General features: G+C 66.4%; 13 protein-coding genes. 6 read left to right on the top strand and 7 right to left on the bottom strand.

What is annotated here, in order from left to right:
* The first annotated feature begins 3 nt into the window (after positions 1–3).
* Positions 4–2025 carry a transglycosylase SLT domain-containing protein gene (locus ACOFKW_RS11715; RefSeq protein WP_419814330.1) on the top strand — a complete coding sequence of 674 codons (2022 nt, stop codon included), beginning with the start codon at positions 4–6 and terminating at the stop codon, positions 2023–2025.
* Between the two features lies 1 nt (position 2026).
* Here the strand turns inward: ACOFKW_RS11715 and ACOFKW_RS11710 are convergent, their stop codons facing one another.
* The 3 genes from ACOFKW_RS11710 to aspS all read right to left on the bottom strand — a co-directional run bounded on the left by ACOFKW_RS11710 (position 2027) and on the right by aspS (position 5776).
* The gene (locus tag ACOFKW_RS11710; RefSeq protein ID WP_419814329.1) at positions 2027–2809 is read right to left on the bottom strand and encodes a polyphosphate kinase 2 family protein; all 783 of its coding nucleotides are present in this window, start codon (positions 2807–2809) and stop codon (positions 2027–2029) included.
* 112 nt (positions 2810–2921) lie between these two features.
* Positions 2922–3863: a toll/interleukin-1 receptor domain-containing protein gene (locus ACOFKW_RS11705; RefSeq protein ID WP_419814328.1), complete on the bottom strand. Its 942-nt coding sequence runs from the start codon at positions 3861–3863 to the stop codon at positions 2922–2924.
* Positions 3864–3991: 128 nt separating this feature from the next.
* Positions 3992–5776 carry an aspartate--tRNA ligase gene (gene aspS, locus ACOFKW_RS11700; RefSeq protein WP_419816930.1) on the bottom strand — a complete coding sequence of 595 codons (1785 nt, stop codon included), beginning with the start codon at positions 5774–5776 and terminating at the stop codon, positions 3992–3994.
* Positions 5777–6052: 276 nt separating this feature from the next.
* Here aspS and ACOFKW_RS11695 point away from each other — a divergent pair, with 276 nt between their 5' ends.
* The 3 genes from ACOFKW_RS11695 (at position 6053) to rnd (ending at position 8867) form a co-directional block, all read left to right on the top strand.
* Positions 6053–6784, top strand: a complete 732-nt coding sequence (locus tag ACOFKW_RS11695) for a PEPxxWA-CTERM sorting domain-containing protein (protein ID WP_419814327.1) — start codon at positions 6053–6055, stop codon at positions 6782–6784.
* A gap of 126 nt (positions 6785–6910) precedes the next feature.
* A complete protein-coding gene (locus ACOFKW_RS11690) occupies positions 6911–7696 on the top strand; it encodes a sterol desaturase family protein (protein WP_419814326.1) in 786 nt (261 codons plus the stop codon).
* 13 nt (positions 7697–7709) lie between these two features.
* Positions 7710–8867 (top strand): ribonuclease D, encoded by a 1158-nt coding sequence (gene rnd, locus ACOFKW_RS11685; protein ID WP_419814325.1) that lies wholly within the window; start codon positions 7710–7712, stop codon positions 8865–8867.
* Here rnd and ACOFKW_RS11680 read toward each other — a convergent pair.
* The 3 genes from ACOFKW_RS11680 to ACOFKW_RS11670 form a co-directional block, all read right to left on the bottom strand.
* Positions 8864–10387, bottom strand: a complete 1524-nt coding sequence (locus tag ACOFKW_RS11680; RefSeq protein WP_419814324.1) for a Ppx/GppA family phosphatase — start codon at positions 10385–10387, stop codon at positions 8864–8866. The genes rnd and ACOFKW_RS11680 overlap by 4 nt on opposite strands.
* 59 nt (positions 10388–10446) lie before the next feature.
* Positions 10447–13146 (bottom strand): DNA ligase D, encoded by a 2700-nt coding sequence (gene ligD / locus ACOFKW_RS11675; RefSeq protein ID WP_419814323.1) that lies wholly within the window; start codon positions 13144–13146, stop codon positions 10447–10449.
* 151 nt (positions 13147–13297) lie between these two features.
* The gene (locus ACOFKW_RS11670; RefSeq protein ID WP_419814322.1) at positions 13298–14188 is read right to left on the bottom strand and encodes a Ku protein; all 891 of its coding nucleotides are present in this window, start codon (positions 14186–14188) and stop codon (positions 13298–13300) included.
* A gap of 144 nt (positions 14189–14332) precedes the next feature.
* On the opposite strand from ACOFKW_RS11670, the gene ACOFKW_RS11665 reads away from it, so the two are divergent.
* Both ACOFKW_RS11665 and ACOFKW_RS11660 read left to right on the top strand, forming a co-directional pair.
* A complete protein-coding gene (locus ACOFKW_RS11665; RefSeq protein ID WP_419814321.1) occupies positions 14333–14644 on the top strand; it encodes a YdeI/OmpD-associated family protein in 312 nt (103 codons plus the stop codon).
* 105 nt (positions 14645–14749) lie between these two features.
* On the top strand, positions 14750–15937 hold the full coding sequence (locus ACOFKW_RS11660; RefSeq protein ID WP_419814320.1) for a mechanosensitive ion channel family protein: 1188 nt from the start codon (positions 14750–14752) through the stop codon (positions 15935–15937).
* Between the two features lie 207 nt (positions 15938–16144).
* On the opposite strand, the gene putA is transcribed toward ACOFKW_RS11660, so the two are convergent.
* Positions 16145–19183 carry a bifunctional proline dehydrogenase/L-glutamate gamma-semialdehyde dehydrogenase PutA gene (gene putA, locus ACOFKW_RS11655; protein WP_419814319.1) on the bottom strand — a complete coding sequence of 1013 codons (3039 nt, stop codon included), beginning with the start codon at positions 19181–19183 and terminating at the stop codon, positions 16145–16147.
* Positions 19184–19198: the final 15 nt, after the last annotated feature.

Below are 19198 nucleotides of genomic sequence, written 5' to 3'. Positions count from 1 at the left end.
GGCATGAACGCAATCCGCGTGACTTTTCTCGTACTGATTTCGACGTTTTCGACGCAAGTCGCAGCGGCGGTGCCGGAGGCTGCGCGCGCCTATTATACGGCGCGGCTGGCGGACAATGCGCAAGGGCGGTTCGCGACCGTGCCGCTGTCGCCGCTGCTCAACGTGCCGGTCGACCCGGTTCTGGAAAGCGTCGTGCAATGGGATCGGTTGCGCCGCGACGGCTATCCGGCGAACTTCGCAGAACTCAGCCTGTTCCTCAGGCTGCACCCGAAATGGCCGCAGGAGGTGGTGCTCCGCCGCCGTGCCGAGAAGGCGATCGACGCGAGCACGCCCTTCCCTGCCCGGCTCGCCTTTTTCAACGCATATCCGCCCGTCAGCGCGGTCGCCAAATATCGGCTGGCCGAAACCATGATGGTCGAGCGCATGCCAGATGCCGCCGCCGCGATGGCGCGCGAGGCGTGGCTGTCGGGCGGCCTCGATCCCTCGGTCGAGACCGAGATGCTGGTGACGTTCGGCAGCAAGCTGACGCCGCTGGATCACCTGGCGCGTGCCGATCGCCTGTTGTGGAGCGGCCAGACCTCGGCGGCGGCGCGCGTCCTGCCGCGGGTGCCGGCCGATCGCCAGGCGTGGCTGGCGGCGCGGATCGCGCTGCAGGCCGGCGGGCCGGGGGCGGACACCCTCGCCAGCAGCCTGCCGACGGCGCTGCGAACCGAGCCGGGGATCACCTTCGACCGGGTCAACTGGCTACGGCGTACCGGGCAGCAGCCCGCGGCGCGCAGCCTGATGGCGGCGACCGACTATCCGCCCGGGCTGATCGTAGACCCGGTGGCGTGGCTCAAGCTGCGCGTCCAAATGGCCCGCGAGGCGCTGCGCAGCGGCGATGCCGCGACCGCCTACACGCTCGCCGCCAACCACCGCGCCTTCCCGCTGGGCAAGCCGCTGGCCGAACGTTCGCTGGGCGAGCGCGCCGCGTTCATCGACAGCGAGTGGGTCGCCGGCTGGATCGCGCTGCGCAACCTCAACCGGCCGACCGACGCGCTGGCGCGGTTCGTCGCGGTCCGGGCGGGGGCGCTGACCCCGGTCAGCCAGGCGCGCGGCGACTATTGGGCCGGACGCGCCGCCGAGGCTGCCGGGCAGAGCGCCGACGCCAATCGCTATTACGCCGCCGCTGCCGCCCACCCCGATTACTTCTACGGGCAGCTCGCGGCAGAGCGGCTGGGGCAGACGCTGGCGCTGCCGCCGCGGGTGCCGCAGGACATCCCGCCGGAGGTGCGCTCGCGCTTCGCCGCGGACGAGATGGTGCGCGCCACCCAGGAGCTCGGCGAGCTCGGTGACCGCAACCGCCAGACGCTGTTCATGCGGGCGCTGGTCGAGCGCGCCGACGGCCCTGCGCTGGCACGGCTGGTGGCGGAGATGTCGGTCCCGCTCGGCCGCCAGGATCTCGGCGTGCTGATGGGCAAGGCGGCCCGCAGCGACGGCGAGCTCAGCCTGCTCGACTTCGCCTATCCCCAGCTGTCGCTGCCGCCCGAGCTGAGCGCCGACTTCACCATGGTCCACGCCATCGCACGGCAGGAGAGCCAGTTCGACCGCGCCATCGCCAGCGCCGTGGGCGCCCGCGGCCTGATGCAGCTGATGCCCGCCACCGCCGCCGAACAGGCCGGCAAGGTCGGTCTCGGCTATTCGATGAGCCGGCTGACCGACGACCCGGTGTACAACGTCACGCTGGGTGCGAGCTATTTCAACCGGATCCGCAACGGCCTGGGCGGCAGCACCGTGCTGGCGGTCGCCGCCTACAACGCCGGCGCCGGTAACGTCCGCAAGTTCATCGCGGCGAACGGCGACCCGCGCACGCCGGGCGTCGACATGATCGACTGGATCGAGGCGATCCCGTTCCTGGAGACGCGCACCTATGTCCAGCGCGTGCTGGAGAACGCGGTGATGTACGACCTGCTGCACCCGGCGACGGCGCTGAGCCCGCCGGCCAGGCGGCTGTCGTGGTATCTGGGCAAGACGACGGCGGGCTAGGCTAGCTCGACCCCAGCGCCTTTGCCGAGACCTTCGCCAGCTCGGGATCGATCTGCGGGTAGGTGAGGTCGACGCCCTTGCCCAGCACCGCGATCATCGCCTCCATGCCCGCGATCCGCGCCGCCTTTTTGTCGTCGGCGGCAATCACATGCCACGGCGCGTGGTCGGTCGAGGTCTTGTCGAACATGTCCTCGTACGCCGCGTAATATTCCTTCCGCATCGAGCGGTTGTGATAGTCGTCCAGCCCGGTCTTCCAGCGCTTCCACGGCGTCTCCAGCCGCTCGCGCAGGCGCTTGTCCTGCTCCTCCTGCGTGGTGTGGAGGAAGATCTTGCAGATCCGCGTGCCGTCCTCGATCTGCTCCGACTCGAACGCGTTGATCGTGTCGTAGGCGGCCTTCCAGACGCTCTTGGGGATCAGTGCATCGACCCGCTCGACCAGCACGCGCCCGTACCAGGTGCGGTCGAACACCGCGATCTCGCGCAGCGCCGGCAGCCGCTGCCAGAAGCGCCACAGGAAGTGATGCCCGAGCTCGTCCTTGGTCGGCGCCCCAATCGACCAGACGTTGGTGAAGCGCGGATCGAGCACGTTCGTCGCCCGCTTTATCAGCCCGCCCTTGCCACTCGCATCCCAGCCCTCGATCGCCACGAGCCCCTTGCGCCCCTGCGTGATGTAAGCCGCCTGGATCAGCGCCAGCTTGTGCTGCAGCGCCAGCAACCGCGGCTCATAATCCGAGCGCTTGAGGTCGGAGGGGGACTCGAAATTCTTGAGGCGGAGCTTGGTCATATAAATACTAGTCCGATCAGACCTATATATCTAAAGCAGATAACACCTTGTCAACTCGCAACAGCATTAGCTGTTCATCCATTTCAGTCAGTCTCGCATTCCGGATAACGTCTTAAACATCTTTACTATTTATGATGCCAATCTTATTCAACCAATCAGAGGATGCGCTCCTAGAGAGCGATGATCCAGGTCGCATTAGCCCACCAGGATGGTGATCATTTGCAACCTCATAAGATCTCCGGATTAGACTCCCTAGCGTTTTTACTTGATCACGAATTATCGAATGCTCTGGATCATCTTTTGGATCCTGAGAAACGAGCAATGATGGACTCACTCTCTGCCATTGAGCGAAAGCACGCGACGTTAAATCCTGTATTTCCTGCGTAGATTTTGAGTCTAGGCCAACACCATTAGAGTCTATTATTTGATGGACAATATCCGCCTTAATATGACGGTCAGGGTTCATAATAAACTGTGCTTGTTGACGAACCAGCGTTAGTATCTCTTCAATAGCCTCAGACACACCGTCGTTCAATACATTCGAAATCAGCGGGGATGCGGCCCGTGGTATCACATCTAGAAGCAATGGTTGTATTCTCGATTCAATTTGCCCCCAGAGTGCGTCGTGCATCCTTTCAAGTCGAGCCTCTGGCAAAGCCTCCTCTAAGGCACACGAATTTATGCTCTTCAAAAGGCGCAACACATCGTCTTTATCAAATTGAGTGACTTGAAACTGTGAAAGAGGAGATTCTATCTCTGATGGTTTTAGGCCAAATATTATTGGGGCGAGTCTTGCCTCTCCAACAATTTTTGCTAATGCCCCCGCTTCAAAGTTAATCCACGGCGCCGCCTTGTTTTGAGGCGTTAATACTATAAGGCCGACTGAGGTTCCTTCAAGCTCATTCGCGATGCTACTGGCCCACCGGGTACCCTTGTCAATTGACTCAGACGACATGTACGGCTGAACACTCTGTAAAACCATAGGCAGCCAGTCGAATAGTTCGATAGCAATTTTTTGACTTAACTCACCTGACCAGCTAACAAACACCTTCACGTTCTTGCCTCCCTAAGCTGTTTTATACCGTCATTCGGTGAATGTCGTTAATTAGTTATAAGCCAATGCTGGCTAGCGTTGTATTTCAACAAAGTATCTTTATGAATCTTTCGAGGCGCGAACTTTTATCACTCGACCACCCGGATATGCAGCTCCTTCAACGCCTTCGCGGTCGCCGCCGACGGGGCGTTCATCATCAAATCCTCGGCCTTCTGGTTCATCGGGAAGACCACGACCTCACGGATGTTGGGCTCGTCGGCGAGCAGCATGACGATGCGGTCCACACCCGGGGCGGAGCCGCCGTGTGGGGGGGCGCCGAACTTGAAGGCGTTGATCATGCCGGCGAAATCGCGGTCGACGTCGGCCTGGGTGTAGCCGGCGATCTCGAACGCCTTGTACATGATCTCGGGGCGGTGGTTGCGGATCGCGCCGGACGACAGCTCGATGCCGTTGCAGACGATGTCGTACTGGTAGGCCAGGATGGTCAGCGGATCCTGCGTCTCCAGCGCCTCCAGCTCGCCCTGCGGCATCGAGAAGGGGTTGTGGCTGAAGTCGATCTTCTTGGCGTCCTCGTCATACTCGAACATCGGGAAGTCGATGATCCAGCAGAATTTATAGACGCCCTCCTCGATCAGGCCGAGGTCGGTGCCGACGCGGGTACGCGCCAGTCCGGCGAGCTTGGCGACGCTGGCGACCGGGCCGGCGGCGAAGAACACGCCGTCGTCGGGGCCGAGGTTCAGGGCGGCGCGCAACGTCTCCATCGGCTCAACGCCGTGGTTGGTGGCGATCGGCCCGCCAAAGCTGCCGTCCTTGCGGGTCGCGTAACCCAGCCCGGCATAGCCTTCGGCCTGCGCCCAGGCGTTCATGTCGTCAAAGAACTTGCGGCTTTTCGAGGTGCCGCTGCCCGGCGCCGCGATGGCGCGGACGACGCCGCCCTCCGCAACGATCGACGCGAACCGCCCGAAGCCGGACCCGCGGAAATGCTCGGTGACGTCCTGGATGACGATCGGGTTGCGCAGGTCGGGCTTGTCGTTGCCATACTTCAGCATCGACTCTGCGTACGCGATGCGCGGGAACGGCGGCTTGGTGACTGACTTGGGCTTGCCGTCGACGAAGCCGGTGAACTCCTCGAACACGCCCGCCAGCACCGGCTCGATGGCGGCGAAGACGTCGTCCTGGGTGACGAAGCTCATCTCGAAATCGAGCTGGTAGAATTCGCCGGGCGAGCGGTCGGCGCGGGCGTCCTCGTCGCGGAAGCAGGGCGCGATCTGGAAATAGCGGTCGAAGCCGGCGACCATCAGCAGCTGCTTGAACATCTGCGGCGCCTGGGGGAGCGCGTAGAACTTGCCCGGATGGACGCGCGACGGCACGAGGAAGTCGCGCGCGCCTTCCGGGGACGAGGCGGTCAGGATCGGCGTCTGGAACTCGGTGAAGCCCTGGTCGATCATGCGGCGGCGCAGGGACGCGATGACGCCGGAGCGCAGCATGATGTTGCGGTGCAGCCGCTCGCGGCGCAGGTCGAGGAAGCGGTACTTGAGGCGGATGTCCTCGGGATATTCGGCCTCGCCGGCGACCGGCAGCGGCAGCTCGATCGCGGCGGACTGGACGATGATCTCGTCGGCGCGAAGCTCGATGTCGCCGGTCGGCATCTTGGGGTTCACCGCGCCCGGGCTGCGCGCCACGACCTCGCCGGTGACGGTGACGACGCTCTCGACGCGCAGCCGGTCGAGGATGTCGAACGCCGCCGAGCCGGTGTTGGCGACGACCTGCGTCAGCCCGTGATGGTCGCGCAGGTCGACGAACAGCACGCCGCCATGATCGCGCTTGCGGTGGACCCAGCCGGACAGGCGCGCCGTCGTGCCGGCATCGGGACCACGGAGCGCGGCGCAGTTGTGAGTGCGGTAGGTGTGCATCGGGACCATTCGAATTGGATTTGTCTGATGCCGCGGGGTGACACCGGCAGGGGCCGCCTTGTCAACCCGTAGCGCGGTCCGACGGGCAATGTGTAAAGCTGACCGACACTTTCGCCCCTATCGATTGGCCAAGTTGAAAGGCGATAGGCTCGTTGCCTTATCTTAACCATTTGTAAATACGTATGACCAGTTCGTTACGACAATGGCATACTTCTTGCGACGCGATTTGCGACGCCGGGGAGGATTCGGCGCCTGAAGCACAGGGAGTCGATACTCGTGAAAAACAAGATCCTGCTCGCGCTGGCCGCCACTCTGGCGACCGCCGGCGCGGCGTCCGCAGCGCCCAACCTGGTGACCAACGGCGACTTCGAGATGACGTCGCTCAAGTCGAATTCTCAATTTGGTGGCGGCTTTGGCGGCCAGACCCTGACCGGCTGGACCGGCGGCGGCGGCAACAGCCTGCAATTCTATTATTTTGCCGGCACCGCGACCACGGTCAATGCGGTCAACCAGTATAACGACCCGAAGGGCTATCTGCGGACCAACTTCGTCCCGCTCAGCGCCACCAGCGGTAATTTCATCGCGCTCGACGGCGACAGCAACGTTGCCGGTAACGTCTCGCAGACGCTCAACGGCCTGAAGATCGGCAAGAGCTATGTCGTGAAATTTTCATGGGCGGCGACGCAGCTGATCAACCGCTCCGGTCCAACGACCGAGCAGCTCAAGGTCAGTTTCGGCGGCGACAGCCAGTCGACCGCGATCCAGAACAACCCGAGCGAGGGCTTCACCGGCTGGTGGAATGAATCGTTCAAGTTCACCGCGGGATCGGCCAGCCAGGTGCTGACCTTCCTGTCGGTCGGTACGCCGAACGGCCTGCCGCCGATCGCGCTGCTCGACGGCGTCTCGGTCACCGCGGTGCCTGAGCCGGCGACCTGGGCGATGATGCTGGCGGGCTTTGGCCTGATCGGCTTTGCCGCGCGCCGCCGCACGCACGCAATCGCCGCCTGACGCGCCAGCCTGACGCGACCACCTGACGCGATTGCCGGGCGAGGTTCGACCTCGCCCGGCAATTGCAAATTGCGCCGTTCTGGTTCACGCTGAGCACCGATGATGGACGTGCTTCACTCGTTGCAATTGCGTAGCTTTGCGGTCGATGTCTTTCGCCTTTGCGTCTGGCTGGTGCTGCTCGCGGTGGTCTTCGTGCCGCTGGAACGGGCCTTTGCGCTGAACCAGCAAAAGGTTCTGCGCGCCGGCGTCGCCACCGATATCGGCCTTTATTTCCTTAGCAGCCTGTTGCCGGCGATGCTGCTCGCGGTGCCGCTGTCGCTGCTGGCGACGACGATCCATGCGGTCGTTCCCGATGCCTATTATTCGGCGGTCGGCAGCCTGCCGTTGTGGGTTCGCCTGCCGGTGGCGCTGGTGGTCGGCGAGCTCGGCTTTTATTGGGGTCACCGCTGGAGCCACGAGGTCCCGTTGCTGTGGCGCTTCCACGCCGTCCACCACCGGGCGGAGGCGATGGACTGGCTGGTCAATACCCGCGCGCATCCCGTCGACATGGTGTTCACCCGGCTGGTCGGGCTGATCCCGCTGTACATCATCGGGCTGGCGCAGCCGGTCGGGCAGACCACCGATATCGTGCCGGTCCTGGTGGTGATCATCAGCACGTTCTGGGGGTTCTGGATCCACGCCAACATGCGCTGGCGCTTCGGGCCGCTGGAATGGCTGGTCGCGACGCCGGCGTTCCACCACTGGCATCACGACCTCGGCGACCGGCGCGGCATGAACTATGCGGCGATGTTCCCCTGGCTCGACCGGCTGTTCGGCACCCACACGCTGCCCCGCGCCTGGCCCAAGGCTTATGGCGTTCAGCGCGTGCCGGAAACCGTACCGAGCGATACTAGCCCTGTGGCTCCGGGTTGACTAAGACGGCGCGATGTTCATCCATCCGCTGGTAACCGATACCGCCACCCTCGCCGCCTTGTGCAAGCGCCTCGCCGATGCCGACTTCGTCACGGTCGATACCGAGTTCATGCGCGAGAACACATTCTACCCCGATCTGTGCCTGGTCCAGATCGCCGGCGGCGGCGAGGCCGCGGCGATCGATCCCAAGGCGGATATCGACCTGGCCCCCCTGCTCCACTTGCTGGTCGAGGAGCCGGTCCTGAAGGTTTTCCACGCCGGCGGGCAGGACCTGGAGATCATCTACAACCTTACCGGCAAGACCCCGACGCCGCTGTTCGACACACAGATCGCGGCGATGGCGCTCGGCCAGGGCGAGCAGGTCAGCTACACCAACCTCGTCCAGTCGTATCTCGGCATCGCCGTCGACAAGGGCGCGCGCTTTACCGACTGGAGCCGCCGGCCCTTGAACGATCGCCAGCTGGATTATGCCATCGGCGACGTGACGCATCTGGCGGCGCTGTTCCCCAAGATGCTCGACAAGCTGCACCGCACCGGGCGCGGCGTCTGGCTCGACGAGGAGATGGCGCGCGTCGGCGACCCCGCCACCTATGCTCAGGAGCCCGACCTGGCGTGGCTGCGGCTGCGCCTGCCGAGCCGCAAGCCCGAGGTGCTGGGCCGCCTCAAGGCGCTGGCAGCGTGGCGCGAGCATGAGGCGCGGGGCAAGGACGTGCCGCGCGGCCGGATCATCAAGGACGAGACGATCGGCGACCTTGCAGGCTCGCCGCCGCGTCACCAGGCCGACCTGGGCAAGGTCCGCGGCCTGTCGGCGGCCTGGGCGCAGAACGACATCGGACACCGGCTGATGCAGGCGCTGGAGCACGCCCAGCCACTCCCCGAGGCCGAGATGCCGGCGCGCGAAGTCTCGCGCCCCGGCCTGACCAGCGAAGGCACGCTGATCGCCGACCTGCTGAAACTGCTGCTCAAGGTGCGCGCCAAGGAGGCCAATGTCGCCCCCAAGCTGATCGCCCGCGGCGACGAGCTGGATGCGATCGCCGGTGGCGTCCGCGAGGGCCTGCCGGTGCTGACCGGCTGGCGCATGGATGCTTTCGGCAAGGACGCGCTGGCCCTGATCGACGGGCAGCTCGGCTTTGCGGTCCGCGACGGCAAGATGGTGATGAGCGCGCTCTAGAGCTGCGCCCGGAAGATCGGGTCGAGGCCCATCGCGCCGGCCAGCGTCTTCAGCCGCCGCGCCACCGTCTCGCCGTACAGCGGTGCATGCGCAGGCGCCAGCGTCAGCACCAGCGCCCCGCCCTCGCGCCACATCTTGCTGGAGGTCAGCGGCACCGCCGTGCCCCCGGTCAGCCGCTGGCCCAGCCGCAGCGCCATGCCCCACATCCGCGCCCGCGCCAGTGCGGCGGGTTCCGCCAGCTGGTGCAGCACCGCGACATTGGCGCTGGCGAAGTCCCCACCGAAGCAAGCGTACAGCGCCGCCGCGATCATCGCCCGTTCCGGCGCGGTGATCGCCACCCAATTGCCGTGCAGCGCAAAGTCGAAGCCGCGCTCCGCCCGGAAATCCGGGTGCGCCCGCCACGCCACGTCGCTGAGCAGGCAGGTCGCCATGCGGATGCGCGCGTCGGCGACCGGCTCGCGGTTGCGGAAGATCTGGTCCATCCAGGTGAACAGCAGGTCGCCATGCTCCGGAAAGCGCCCCTGTCGAGCCCCCTCCGCGCGCGTCGCCGCCAGCAGCGGGTCCTCGCGCTGCATCTCGGGCGACAGCTGGGCGTACAGCAGCCCCTCGCGCAGGCCGAAGGCGCTCGCGACGATCTCGGAGCTCCCCAGCCGCTTGACCGCCGCGCTGAGCAGCACTGCCGCCCCGGGCAGCGACGGCGCCCGCGAGCTGCTGAAATGCGGCATCGCCTTCAGCGCCTTGGGCTCGATCCGGGCCAGCGTCCGGACCAGTCGCGCCGGCACCTCATTGTCCATGCGGTACTGGTGGACGACGCGCAGCGGGCAGTCGGTCAGGTGCATATGGAGCTGCGCCAGCGCCCGCCACGAGCCGCCGACGGTGTAGAACGGCTTGCCCTTGCCCGCCGCGATCCAGTCGACCGAATCGAGCGCCTTGCCGATGAACGCCCCCAGCGCCCGGGGCGAGCGCTTGCGCACCGCGTCGAGCCGCAGCGACCCGATCGGCAGCGAGATCCGCTCGTGCGCCTCGCCGCCCTGCACCCGGATCAGCTCGAGGCTGCCACCACCGAGGTCGCCGACGACACCGTCCGCCTGGGGTATGCCCGCAATGACGCCGAGCGCCGCGCCGCGCGCCTCGACCTCGCCGCTGATCGTCTCGATCTCCAGCCCGCAGGCGTCGCGGACCCGGTCGGTGAACGCCTTGGCATTGGCCGCCTCGCGCACGGCGGCGGTGGCGACGGTGCGCAGCGAGACGACGTTCATGTCCTGCGCCAGCAGCGTGAAGCGGGCCAGCGCCGCGACCGCCGACTCCATCGACGCCTCGCTCAGCCGGCCGTTCGCCGCCAGCCCGCGCCCCAGGCCCGCCATGACCTTCTCGTTGAACACCACCGGCGGCACCCGCGACATGCCGCGATAGACCACCAGGCGGACCGAATTCGACCCGATGTCGATGATACCGGTGAGGACGTGGCCCGGCGCATAGGCGTCGGCACGCACCACAGGCTCGATTTCCGTCGCGCCCACGTCACCTCCCTGCTTGGTGCCGCACCCTTAGCGGCCACGCGCCACTGCGCAAGCGCTGCTCAGCCAACAACCGGCAAAGGATGAGCTTTCGCTGGAATTCGCTTGCGCTGCGCCTGGGCCAGAACCGCGGCCGGATCGGCGGCGCTGAACGCATTGCCCGCCGTCACCGTCGCCAGTTGCGCCCAGTCGAGCGGCACCGCGACGCCCGCCCCCTCGCGCGCCCGCACCGAGAACGGCAGCACCGCCGTCGCGCCGCGCTGGTTGCGAAGATAGTCGACGAAGATCTTGCCGCTGCGCTTGGCCTTGTTCATCGTCGCGATGAAGGCGTCGGGCTGTTCGGCCTGCAACCCTTCCGCGAACGCCTTGGCCCAGGCCTTGACCTCCGGCCATTCGGCGCGCGGCACCAGCGGCACGACGACGTGGACGCCCTTGCCGCCCGACAGCATCGGCGCCGACTCGAGCCCCGCCGTCTTCAACCGGTCGCGGACTAGCACCGCCGCCAGCTTGACCACCTCGAAATTGACCAGCGGATCGGGGTCGAGGTCGATCACCAGCCGGTCCGGCCGCTCGAGATCGTCGACGCGCGAGCCCCAGCCGTGAAACTCGATCGTGCCCATCTGCACGCACGCCAGCAGCCCGGCCGAATCCTCGACATACAGATACGGCTCGGTCTTGCCGTCGCTCTCCGCGACCTCGACGTGATGGACGCTGTCGGGAAACATCCCCGAGTCGTGCTTCTGGAAAAAGCATTGCTTCGCACGGCCTTGCGGACAGCGGACGAGGCTGATCGCGCGCCGCGCCAGGTCGGGCATCATCGCCTCGGCGATCGTCTCGTAATAATTGGCGAGCGCGCCCTTGGTCATCCCCAGCTCCGGGAACACCACCCGGTCCGGCGACGAAATTACCACCCCACTGCCCTTTCCTTTACCCCTCCCCTTCAGGGGAGGGGCGAGAGACGGCGCAGCCGGCCCGGGGGTGGGTCTCGCTTCTTTTTTCGGAGAGGCCCCACCCCCGGGCCGCGCCGAAGCGCGCGTCTCACGCCCCTCCCCGGAGGGGAGGGGAGCCGCAGTCTCACGCACCACCTCGCTCGCCGGCTTGTCCGCGCGCAGCCCGAGAAAGCTCGGATGCCGCAGCGACCCGTCCCCCGTGAATTCGGTGAACGCGATCTCCGCCACCAGCTCCGGCCGCACGTAATGCGCACCCTTTCGCGCCATCGCCGTAAGCTTGTGCGCATACGGCGACTTGTCGACCGCCAGCTTCGCCAGCTTCGCCGTCAGCTCCTTCAGCGTCCGGTCGTCGAACCCCGTCCCGACGCGCCCGGCATAGCGCAGCCCCTCGCTGTCGTTGACCCCGAGCAGCAGCGACGCGAACCCCCGGCCCTTGTCCGACTCCGACCAGCCCGCGATAATGAACTCCTGCCTGTGCAGGCACTTGGCCTTGAGCCAATTGCCGCTGCGCCCGCCCTTGTAGCGCGAATCCGCCGCCTTGCTGACGACGCCCTCGTAACCGCCGGCACACAGCGCCGCGAACATCTTCTCGCCGCCGCCGCGGACATGCTCGGCGAAGTGCAGCGGCGGCGCGACGCCCTGCAGCAGCGTCTTGAGCTGCTCCTTGCGCTCGATCAGCGGCCTGGCGGTCAGGTCGTCGCCGTCGAGCGACAGCAGGTCGAAAGCGAAGGCGATCAGCGGCCCACCGTCCTTCAACGCCGCCTGCAGCGCCCCGAAACTCGGCTTGCCATGCTCGTCGAGCGCGACGATCTCCGCATCGAGCAACGCCGACTTGCACGGCAGCGCCGCGGCGGCCTCGGCGACGACCCGGAACTTGGCGGTCCAGTCGAGCCCCGAGCGGGTGTACGCGACGCACTTGCCACCACCGACCGCAAGCAGCGCGCGATAGCCGTCGTACTTGGTCTCGTGCAGCCACGAATTGCCCGCCGGCGGGGTGTCGACCAGCGTCGCGAGCTGCGGCGGCTGGAAAGCCGGGAGCTTGCCCTTCTTCTTCTCCCCTCCCGGAACGGGAGGGGCCGGGGGTGGGACTTCAGCAGGCTCCGGCTTCCGACCTCGCGCAAGACCCACCCCCGGGCCGTCGCTGCGCGCCGTCTCTCGCCCCTCCCCGTCGGGGAGGGGTGCAGCGGCCTTCGCCTTCTTCTTCCCCCCTCCCCCTTGGGGAGGGGCTGGGGGTGGGAGCGGCGCAACCAAACCACTCGCTATGTCTTCCAGGGACCGCCCGGTCGCGACGCTCGTCACATGCTCCGCCACCAGATCCCCCGTGGCGAATGCGTCGTCGACCTTGCGCATCAGCCAGTTCTCGCGCTTGCCCTCTGGCTTGAGGCGGACCAGCACCCATTCGCCCTTCATGCGCTCGCCGTGCAGGGTGAAGTGCAGCTTGCCCTTTTTCAGTCCGTCGCGGGGGTCGCCTTCCGGGTCCCAGGTGCCGCGGTCCCACAGCATCACCGTGCCGCCGCCGTATTCGGCCTTGGGGATCGTCCCCTCGAACGTCGCATAGCCGAGCGGATGGTCCTCGGTGCGCACCGCCAGCCGCTTGTCCTCGGGATTGCTCGACGGCCCGCGGGTCACCGCCCAGCTCAGCAGCACGCCGTCGAGTTCGAGCCGGAAATCCCAGTGCAGCCGGGTGGCGGCGTGCTTCTGGACCATGAAGCTGTTGCCGGTAGCGCGACCGATCTCGCCGGCGGGCTCTTTCGTTTTCTTGAAGTCGCGCTTGGAATTGTAGGTGTCGAGCGAGGTCACCATGGCCGGCATTTCCCGTCATCCCGGCGAATGCCGGGACCCATTCGGCGGAACTTCGCCTTGGTGAGCCGATCGAACTTCAGGCCGCGGATCGCGCTGAATGGGTCCCGGCCTGCGCCGGGATGACGACGACTGGAATGCCCGGTTGATACCACACCGGGGCTCACGCCCGCTTCCGCGCCGCCGTCTTCGCGGGAGCGCGCCGCGCCGGGGGCTTGGCCGCAGATTTGGGTGCCGCCTTCGTCTTGGGCGGCTCCGGCGCCGCATCGCCGCCGCCCTTCTCGATCGACGCCTTCAGCGCCGCCATAAGGTCGATGACATTCGACGGTTTCGCGTCGCCGCTGTCGGTCTCGATGGTCGCGCCCTTCTTGCCGCGCTTGGCGTCGATCAGCGCCCGCAGCGCATCCTCGTAGCGATCCTTGAACGCGCCTGGCTCGAACTTCTTGGTGCGCTTGTCGATCAGCGCAGTCGCCAGTTCCATCAGTTCCTCGGGCGGCGCATCGTCGGAGATGGCGCGGAAGAAGCCGCTAGCCTTGTTGACCTCCTCCTCATAGCGCAGCGTTTCCAGTACCATGCCGCGTCCGCACGGCTTCAGGCTGACCAGATATTCATGGCCGCGCATCGCCAACTGGCCGAGGCCGATCTTCTTCGCGGCCTTCATCGCGTCGCGGATGACGCGGAACGCCTCCTCTGCCAGCTCGTCCTTGGGCACGACGAAATAGGGCTTCTCGAAATAGATCGCGTCGATCTCGGAGGCGTCGACGAACTGCACCAGCTCCAGCGTTCGCTTGCTCTCCAGCTTGACGCCGTCGATCTCCTCGTCGGTCAGCAGGACGTATTCGCCCTTCTCGATTTGATAGCCCTTGACGATGTCGTCGGGGTCGATCGCGCCGATGCCGGGCACAGTCTTTTCCAGCTTGATGCGCTTGCCCGACGGTTCGTGGATCTGGTTGAGCGCGATCGTTGCGGCGGACCGCGTCGCCGAATAGATCTCGACCGGGATCGACACCAGCGCCAGCCGCAACTGTCCCGACCAATAGGCGCGTGCGGCCATGCGATGCCTCCCTTTGAGCTGTGGATACGAAACGGGCGGCGTCGCGGAGTCGTTCCGCAGGTGTCGCCCAGCGCCCGACGTGGACATTGCGCGCGGCAGCGATCAAGCTGCGAAGCATCGTCCCTGGTATCGACGGGAGGTTGTGTGACCAGCGCTTTCCTTCACGGCACCGTCCACGAAGCCGCTGCCGACCTGCAGGCCGCAATCCGCGCCGACCCCGGCATCCTGGCATTGTGGGAGGGCCTGACCCCGCTCGGCCGCAACGAGTTCATCTGCTGGGTCGAGGATGCCAGGCAGGCCGGGACCCGCCAGCGCCGCATCGTCCGGACCGTCGAGGAACTGCAGGACGGAAAAAAGCGCCCCTGTTGCTGGGCCGGCTGCATCCACCGCACCGACAAGGCGCCGAGCCGCTGGCAACAGGCCGTGCTGATCGACGGCAAGCGCAAGACCGCCTGACCGCAACCGAAAGCCGCGGTCGGGCCGGGACGAACCACCCTCGCCTCGGGGCAAATCGAGCCGGTCGAGGTTTTCATTCATCTTCGACCCGCTAAGGTCACCGCGATGACAGACAAGCCGAGCGTTGCCGCGGACCTCGTCGCCTTCCCCGACCAGCTCCAGCACATCACGACGAACACCTATCAGTGGCTGCGCACCGATAGCCTGACGGCGGCGATCGGCATCGGCGCGGCGCTGCTGCTGTACCTGCTGTTCGTCGGCGTCCGCATCGGCGCGTGCCGCGTGCTCGGCGACGGCCACGACATCGCCAGCTGGCGCGGCTTTGCCAGCCGCATGGTCGGCAAGACGCGCAGCTTCTTCCTCGGGGTGCTGTCGGCGCAGCTGGTCGCGCACTTCGTCGCGCCGCCGGGCCCGCTGCTCAGCGTCATCACCTTCCTGTTCACCATCGGCGCGGCGGTGCAGGGCGCGGTCTGGGTCCGCGAGCTGATCCTCGGGCTGGTCGAGCGCCGCGCCTCGATCGCCGACGAGGATCACTACACGCTGACCAGCGCGATGAATATCATCCGGGTGCTGGTCAACGTCGTCGTCTGGTCGATCGCGGCGATCCTGGTGCTCGACAATATCGGGGTCAACGTCACCGGGCTGGTCGCCGGACTGGGCGTCGGCGGCATCGCCATCGGTCTCGCGGCGCAGGGCATCTTCGGCGACCTGTTCGCGGCGCTGGCGATCCTGTTCGACCGGCCGTTCCGCGTCGGCGACACCATCAAGTTCGGCGATGTCGTCGGCCGGGTCGAGGCGATCGGGCTGAAGACCGTCCGCATCCGCGCCAACACCGGCGAGCAGGTCATCGTCTCCAACGCCAAGCTGCTGGAGCAGCAGATCCGCAACCTGCGCCGCATCGAGACGCGGACGACGGTGATGACCTTCCAGCTCGACCTCGGCGCCACGGCGGCGCAGCTGCGCGGCGTGCCGGGGGTGCTGGAACAGGCTTTCGCGCCGATCACCGACGCGACGCTGACCCGGGCGAACGTCGTCAACGTCACCTCAGTGGCATACGAGGTGGAGGTCGAGTTCGTCGTTCACCAGCAGGCGCTGAAGGCGACGCTCGATGCCAAGCAGGCGGCGATCCTGGCGACGATGGAGGGTTTCGCCCGGCTCGGGCTGATGCCGGCGGACACCTCGCCGCGCGCCGCCCAACGCGGCCCGTGGGTCGCTCGCGCCGACGGCGAGGCAGTCGCCGGAGAGGTCGGCGCTAGCGAAGCCAGGCCGGAACCGCGAACGGTCCCCGAATAATCCCGCCAGCAGAGCGACCGTCGCCGGTGCGGTATCCCTGCAATATTACGCGGATATGTGCGATTTCACCGGGCAACCTGTCGAGTATCTCCGCTCCGCCGACAATCACGGCTTAGGCATAGGGGAAAGGCTTCATTGCCTCGGCATCCTAAAACCCTCACCGTATTTTGCGTACTTCAACACCGTAAAATGTGTCCGCTCTAAATTCTAAATTCCCCCGACATCCTCGATGCTCAGCAACGACGCATTCCCACCCGCGCTCGTAGTGTCCGTACTCGTCACCCGCTCAGTCGCGAACCTCAACAAATAATGCGGCCCCCCCGCCTTGAATCCGGTCCCCGACAATCCCTCTCCACCAAAGGGTTGCGACCCCACCACCGCCCCGATCATCGACCGGTTGACGTAAAGATTTCCCACCCTCGCCGCCGCCGCCACCCGCTCCGCCGTCGACGCGATCCGACTATGCAATCCCATGGTCAAACCATACCCACTGGCATTTACCCGAGCCACCGTCGCATCCAGTTCCCCCGCCTTCCAGGTCACGACATGCAATATCGGCCCGAACCATTCCTTGGTCAGATCCTCGATCCGCTCCAGCCTGATGATCGTCGGCGGAACGATCCCCGGCACCTCGCTCGCCAAGGCATGTACCCATTTCGCCTTGGCCGACTGGCGATAGCTTTCCAGCCGGTCATAGGCCGCCTGGTCGATCACCGGCCCGACATCGGTCCGCGGATTGCCGGGCTCCCCGAGCACCAGCGTGTCCATCGCGCCGCCCAACATGTGCAGCGTCTTGTCGGCGATATCCTCCTGCAACAACAGCAGCCGCAACGCCGAACACCGCTGCCCCGCCGAGCGGAAGGCGCTGGTGACGACGTCCGCCACGACCTGCTCGGGCAGCGCCGTGGAGTCGACGATCATCGCATTGATACCGCCGGTTTCGGCAATGAACGGCACCAGCGGGCGGCTCTCATCCTCCAGCAAAGTCCGCGCGATGATGCGCGCCGTCCCGGTCGAACCGGTGAAGGCAACGCCCATGATCCGCGCATCGCCGACCAGCGCCCGCCCCTCCTCGGCGCCCCCGGTGACGATGTGCAGCGCGTCCTTCGGGATGCCGGCCTCATGCGCCAGTTCCACGGCCCGCTGCGCTATCCGCGGCGTCTGCGGTGCCGGCTTGGCGACCACGGTGTTGCCCGCGACCAGAGCCGCCGCGACCTGCCCGATGAAGATCGCCAGCGGGAAATTCCACGGCGCGATACAGGCGAACACGCCGCGCCCCTCGAGCCGCAGTTCGTTGCGCTCGCCCGTCGGCCCGGGCAGCAGAACGGCCGCGAACTTTTCCCGCGCTTCGATCGCATAGTAGCGGCAGAAGTCGACGGCCTCGCGAACCTCGGCCAGCGCATCGGGAATGGTCTTCTTCGCCTCGTGCACCGCCAGCGCCATCAGCTCCTCGGTATGCGCTTCGAGCAGGTCACCAAGCTTGTCGATCGCCGCGGCCCGCGCCTCGACCGGGGTGCGCGACCAAGACGGGAAAGCTGCGTGAGCAGTTCCGATGGCGCTGATCACTGCCGATGCGGGCACGAGAGCGAAGCGATCGTGCGCGTCCTTGACCTCCGTCCGCTTCCCCAGGATCGCCTCGGCTTCGTCGAGCAGCAAGCCATTGTCGTTGATCCGCGAAGCAACGCGCTCCAGCACCGTCGCCTCGGCGAGGTCCAGCCCGGCCGAGTTGCGCCGCCCCGGGAAAATGTCGCGCGCCATCGGGATCGACGGGTGGGGCACCCCACCGACCGACGCGATCTTGACCGCCGGATCGGCCAGCAGGTCGCTGTCGCTGACGTTCGCATCGGCTAGCTGGTGGACGAAGCTGGAATTCGCGCCATTCTCCAGCAACCGCCGGACCAGATACGCCAGCAGGTCGCGGTGCCCGCCGACCGGAGCATAGGTCCGGCAATGATAGCCGTTCTCCCGCACCGCCCGCTCGAACAGCCCCTCGCCCATGCCGTGCAGCCGCTGGAACTCGAAATCACGGCGATTACCGGCCCATTCCATGATCGTCGCCACCGTCAGGGCGTTGTGGCTGGCGAATGCCGGCATGATGTTGGGCGCGTCGAGCATCGCCCTGGCGCAGGCCAGATAGCTGACGTCGGTCGCAGCCTTGCGGGTGAACAGCGGATAGTCGTCGAGGCCACCCTCCTGGGTTCGCTTGATCTCGCTGTCCCAATAAGCGCCCTTGACCAGACGGACCATCAGGCGCCGGCCTGTGTCCTGGCCAAGGGCCTGCGCCCAGTCGATGACCGCGCGCGCCCGCTTGCCATAGCCCTGCGCCGCCATGCCGAAGCCGTCCCAGCCAGCAAGCTCGGGCCGGCGCGCAATCGCCTCGATGATGTCGAGCGACATGACCAGCCGCTCGCTCTCCTCCGCATCTACGGTCAGGCCGATGCCGGTTCGCGCCGCCTCCGCCGCGAGCTGGCGTAGCATGTCGGTCAACTCCGGGACGCAGGTGTCGGCGTGCGCGGTCTCGTAGCGCGGGTGCAGTGCCGACAGCTTGACCGAGATCGAATGACCTACGCCGAGCGTCGACCCGCCGACCGAGCGGATCGCCGCCATGTAGCTGTCGAAGTACCGCGCGCCGTCCTCATAGGTCCGTGCCGCCTCGCCCAGCATGTCGAAGCTGGCGGTGAAGCCCTTGTTCTCGGGCTCGGCAGCTCGGGCCATCGCCTCGTCGATGGTGCGGCCCATGACGAAGACTTGGCCCATCATCCGCATCGCCGCGCCGACCGCGCTGCGCACGAAAGGTTCGCCGGTGCGGTTGATCAGACGTTTCAGAACTGAAGCTCGCCCGGTGTCGCCGACCACGGCGCGGGTCAGCATCAGGCCCCAAGTCGCGGAATTGACCAGCAGCGAGTCCGATTGGCCCTTGTGGGCGCCCCAGTCGGCACCGCCGATCTTGTCGCGGATCAACAGGTCGGCAGTCTCGGCATCGGGCACCCGCAGGAACGCCTCCGCGAGGCTGAGCAGGGCGATGCCCTCCTGGGTGTTGAGGCGGTACTGGTGGAGGAAGCGGTTGACCCAGCCTTCGCCTTGAGCGGCGCGGAGATCGGCGAGCAGCCCAAGCGCCCGGCCTTCGACACGTTCGCGGGTGGTCGCATCTAGCGTCGCCGTCGGCAACAATCGCGCCAGCACTTCGGGCTCCGGAGCGCGGTGGAGGGAACGCATCTCAGCGCGGGCGACGGTTAAGCTGGACATGCCGGCTATCTAGTC

The organism is Glacieibacterium sp., assembly GCF_965200405.1.
In the GTDB taxonomy this organism is placed as follows: Bacteria; Pseudomonadota; Alphaproteobacteria; order Sphingomonadales; family Sphingomonadaceae; genus Glacieibacterium.
Note: the sequence above shows the minus strand (reverse complement) of the source record. Positions and strands in the feature narration are given on the sequence as shown.

Excerpts from the sequence above, each read along its gene's own strand:
- ACOFKW_RS11715 (WP_419814330.1), top strand. The coding sequence starts at position 4 with ATGAACGCAATCCGCGTGACTTTTCTCGTACTGATTTCGACGTTTTCG.
- ACOFKW_RS11710 (WP_419814329.1), bottom strand. The coding sequence starts at position 2,809 with ATGACCAAGCTCCGCCTCAAGAATTTCGAGTCCCCCTCCGACCTCAAG.
- aspS (WP_419816930.1), bottom strand. The coding sequence starts at position 5,776 with ATGCACACCTACCGCACTCACAACTGCGCCGCGCTCCGTGGTCCCGAT.
- rnd (WP_419814325.1), top strand. The coding sequence starts at position 7,710 with ATGTTCATCCATCCGCTGGTAACCGATACCGCCACCCTCGCCGCCTTG.
- ligD (WP_419814323.1), bottom strand. The coding sequence starts at position 13,146 with ATGCCGGCCATGGTGACCTCGCTCGACACCTACAATTCCAAGCGCGAC.
- ACOFKW_RS11670 (WP_419814322.1), bottom strand. The coding sequence starts at position 14,188 with ATGGCCGCACGCGCCTATTGGTCGGGACAGTTGCGGCTGGCGCTGGTG.
- ACOFKW_RS11660 (WP_419814320.1), top strand. The coding sequence starts at position 14,750 with ATGACAGACAAGCCGAGCGTTGCCGCGGACCTCGTCGCCTTCCCCGAC.
- putA (WP_419814319.1), bottom strand. The coding sequence starts at position 19,183 with ATGTCCAGCTTAACCGTCGCCCGCGCTGAGATGCGTTCCCTCCACCGC.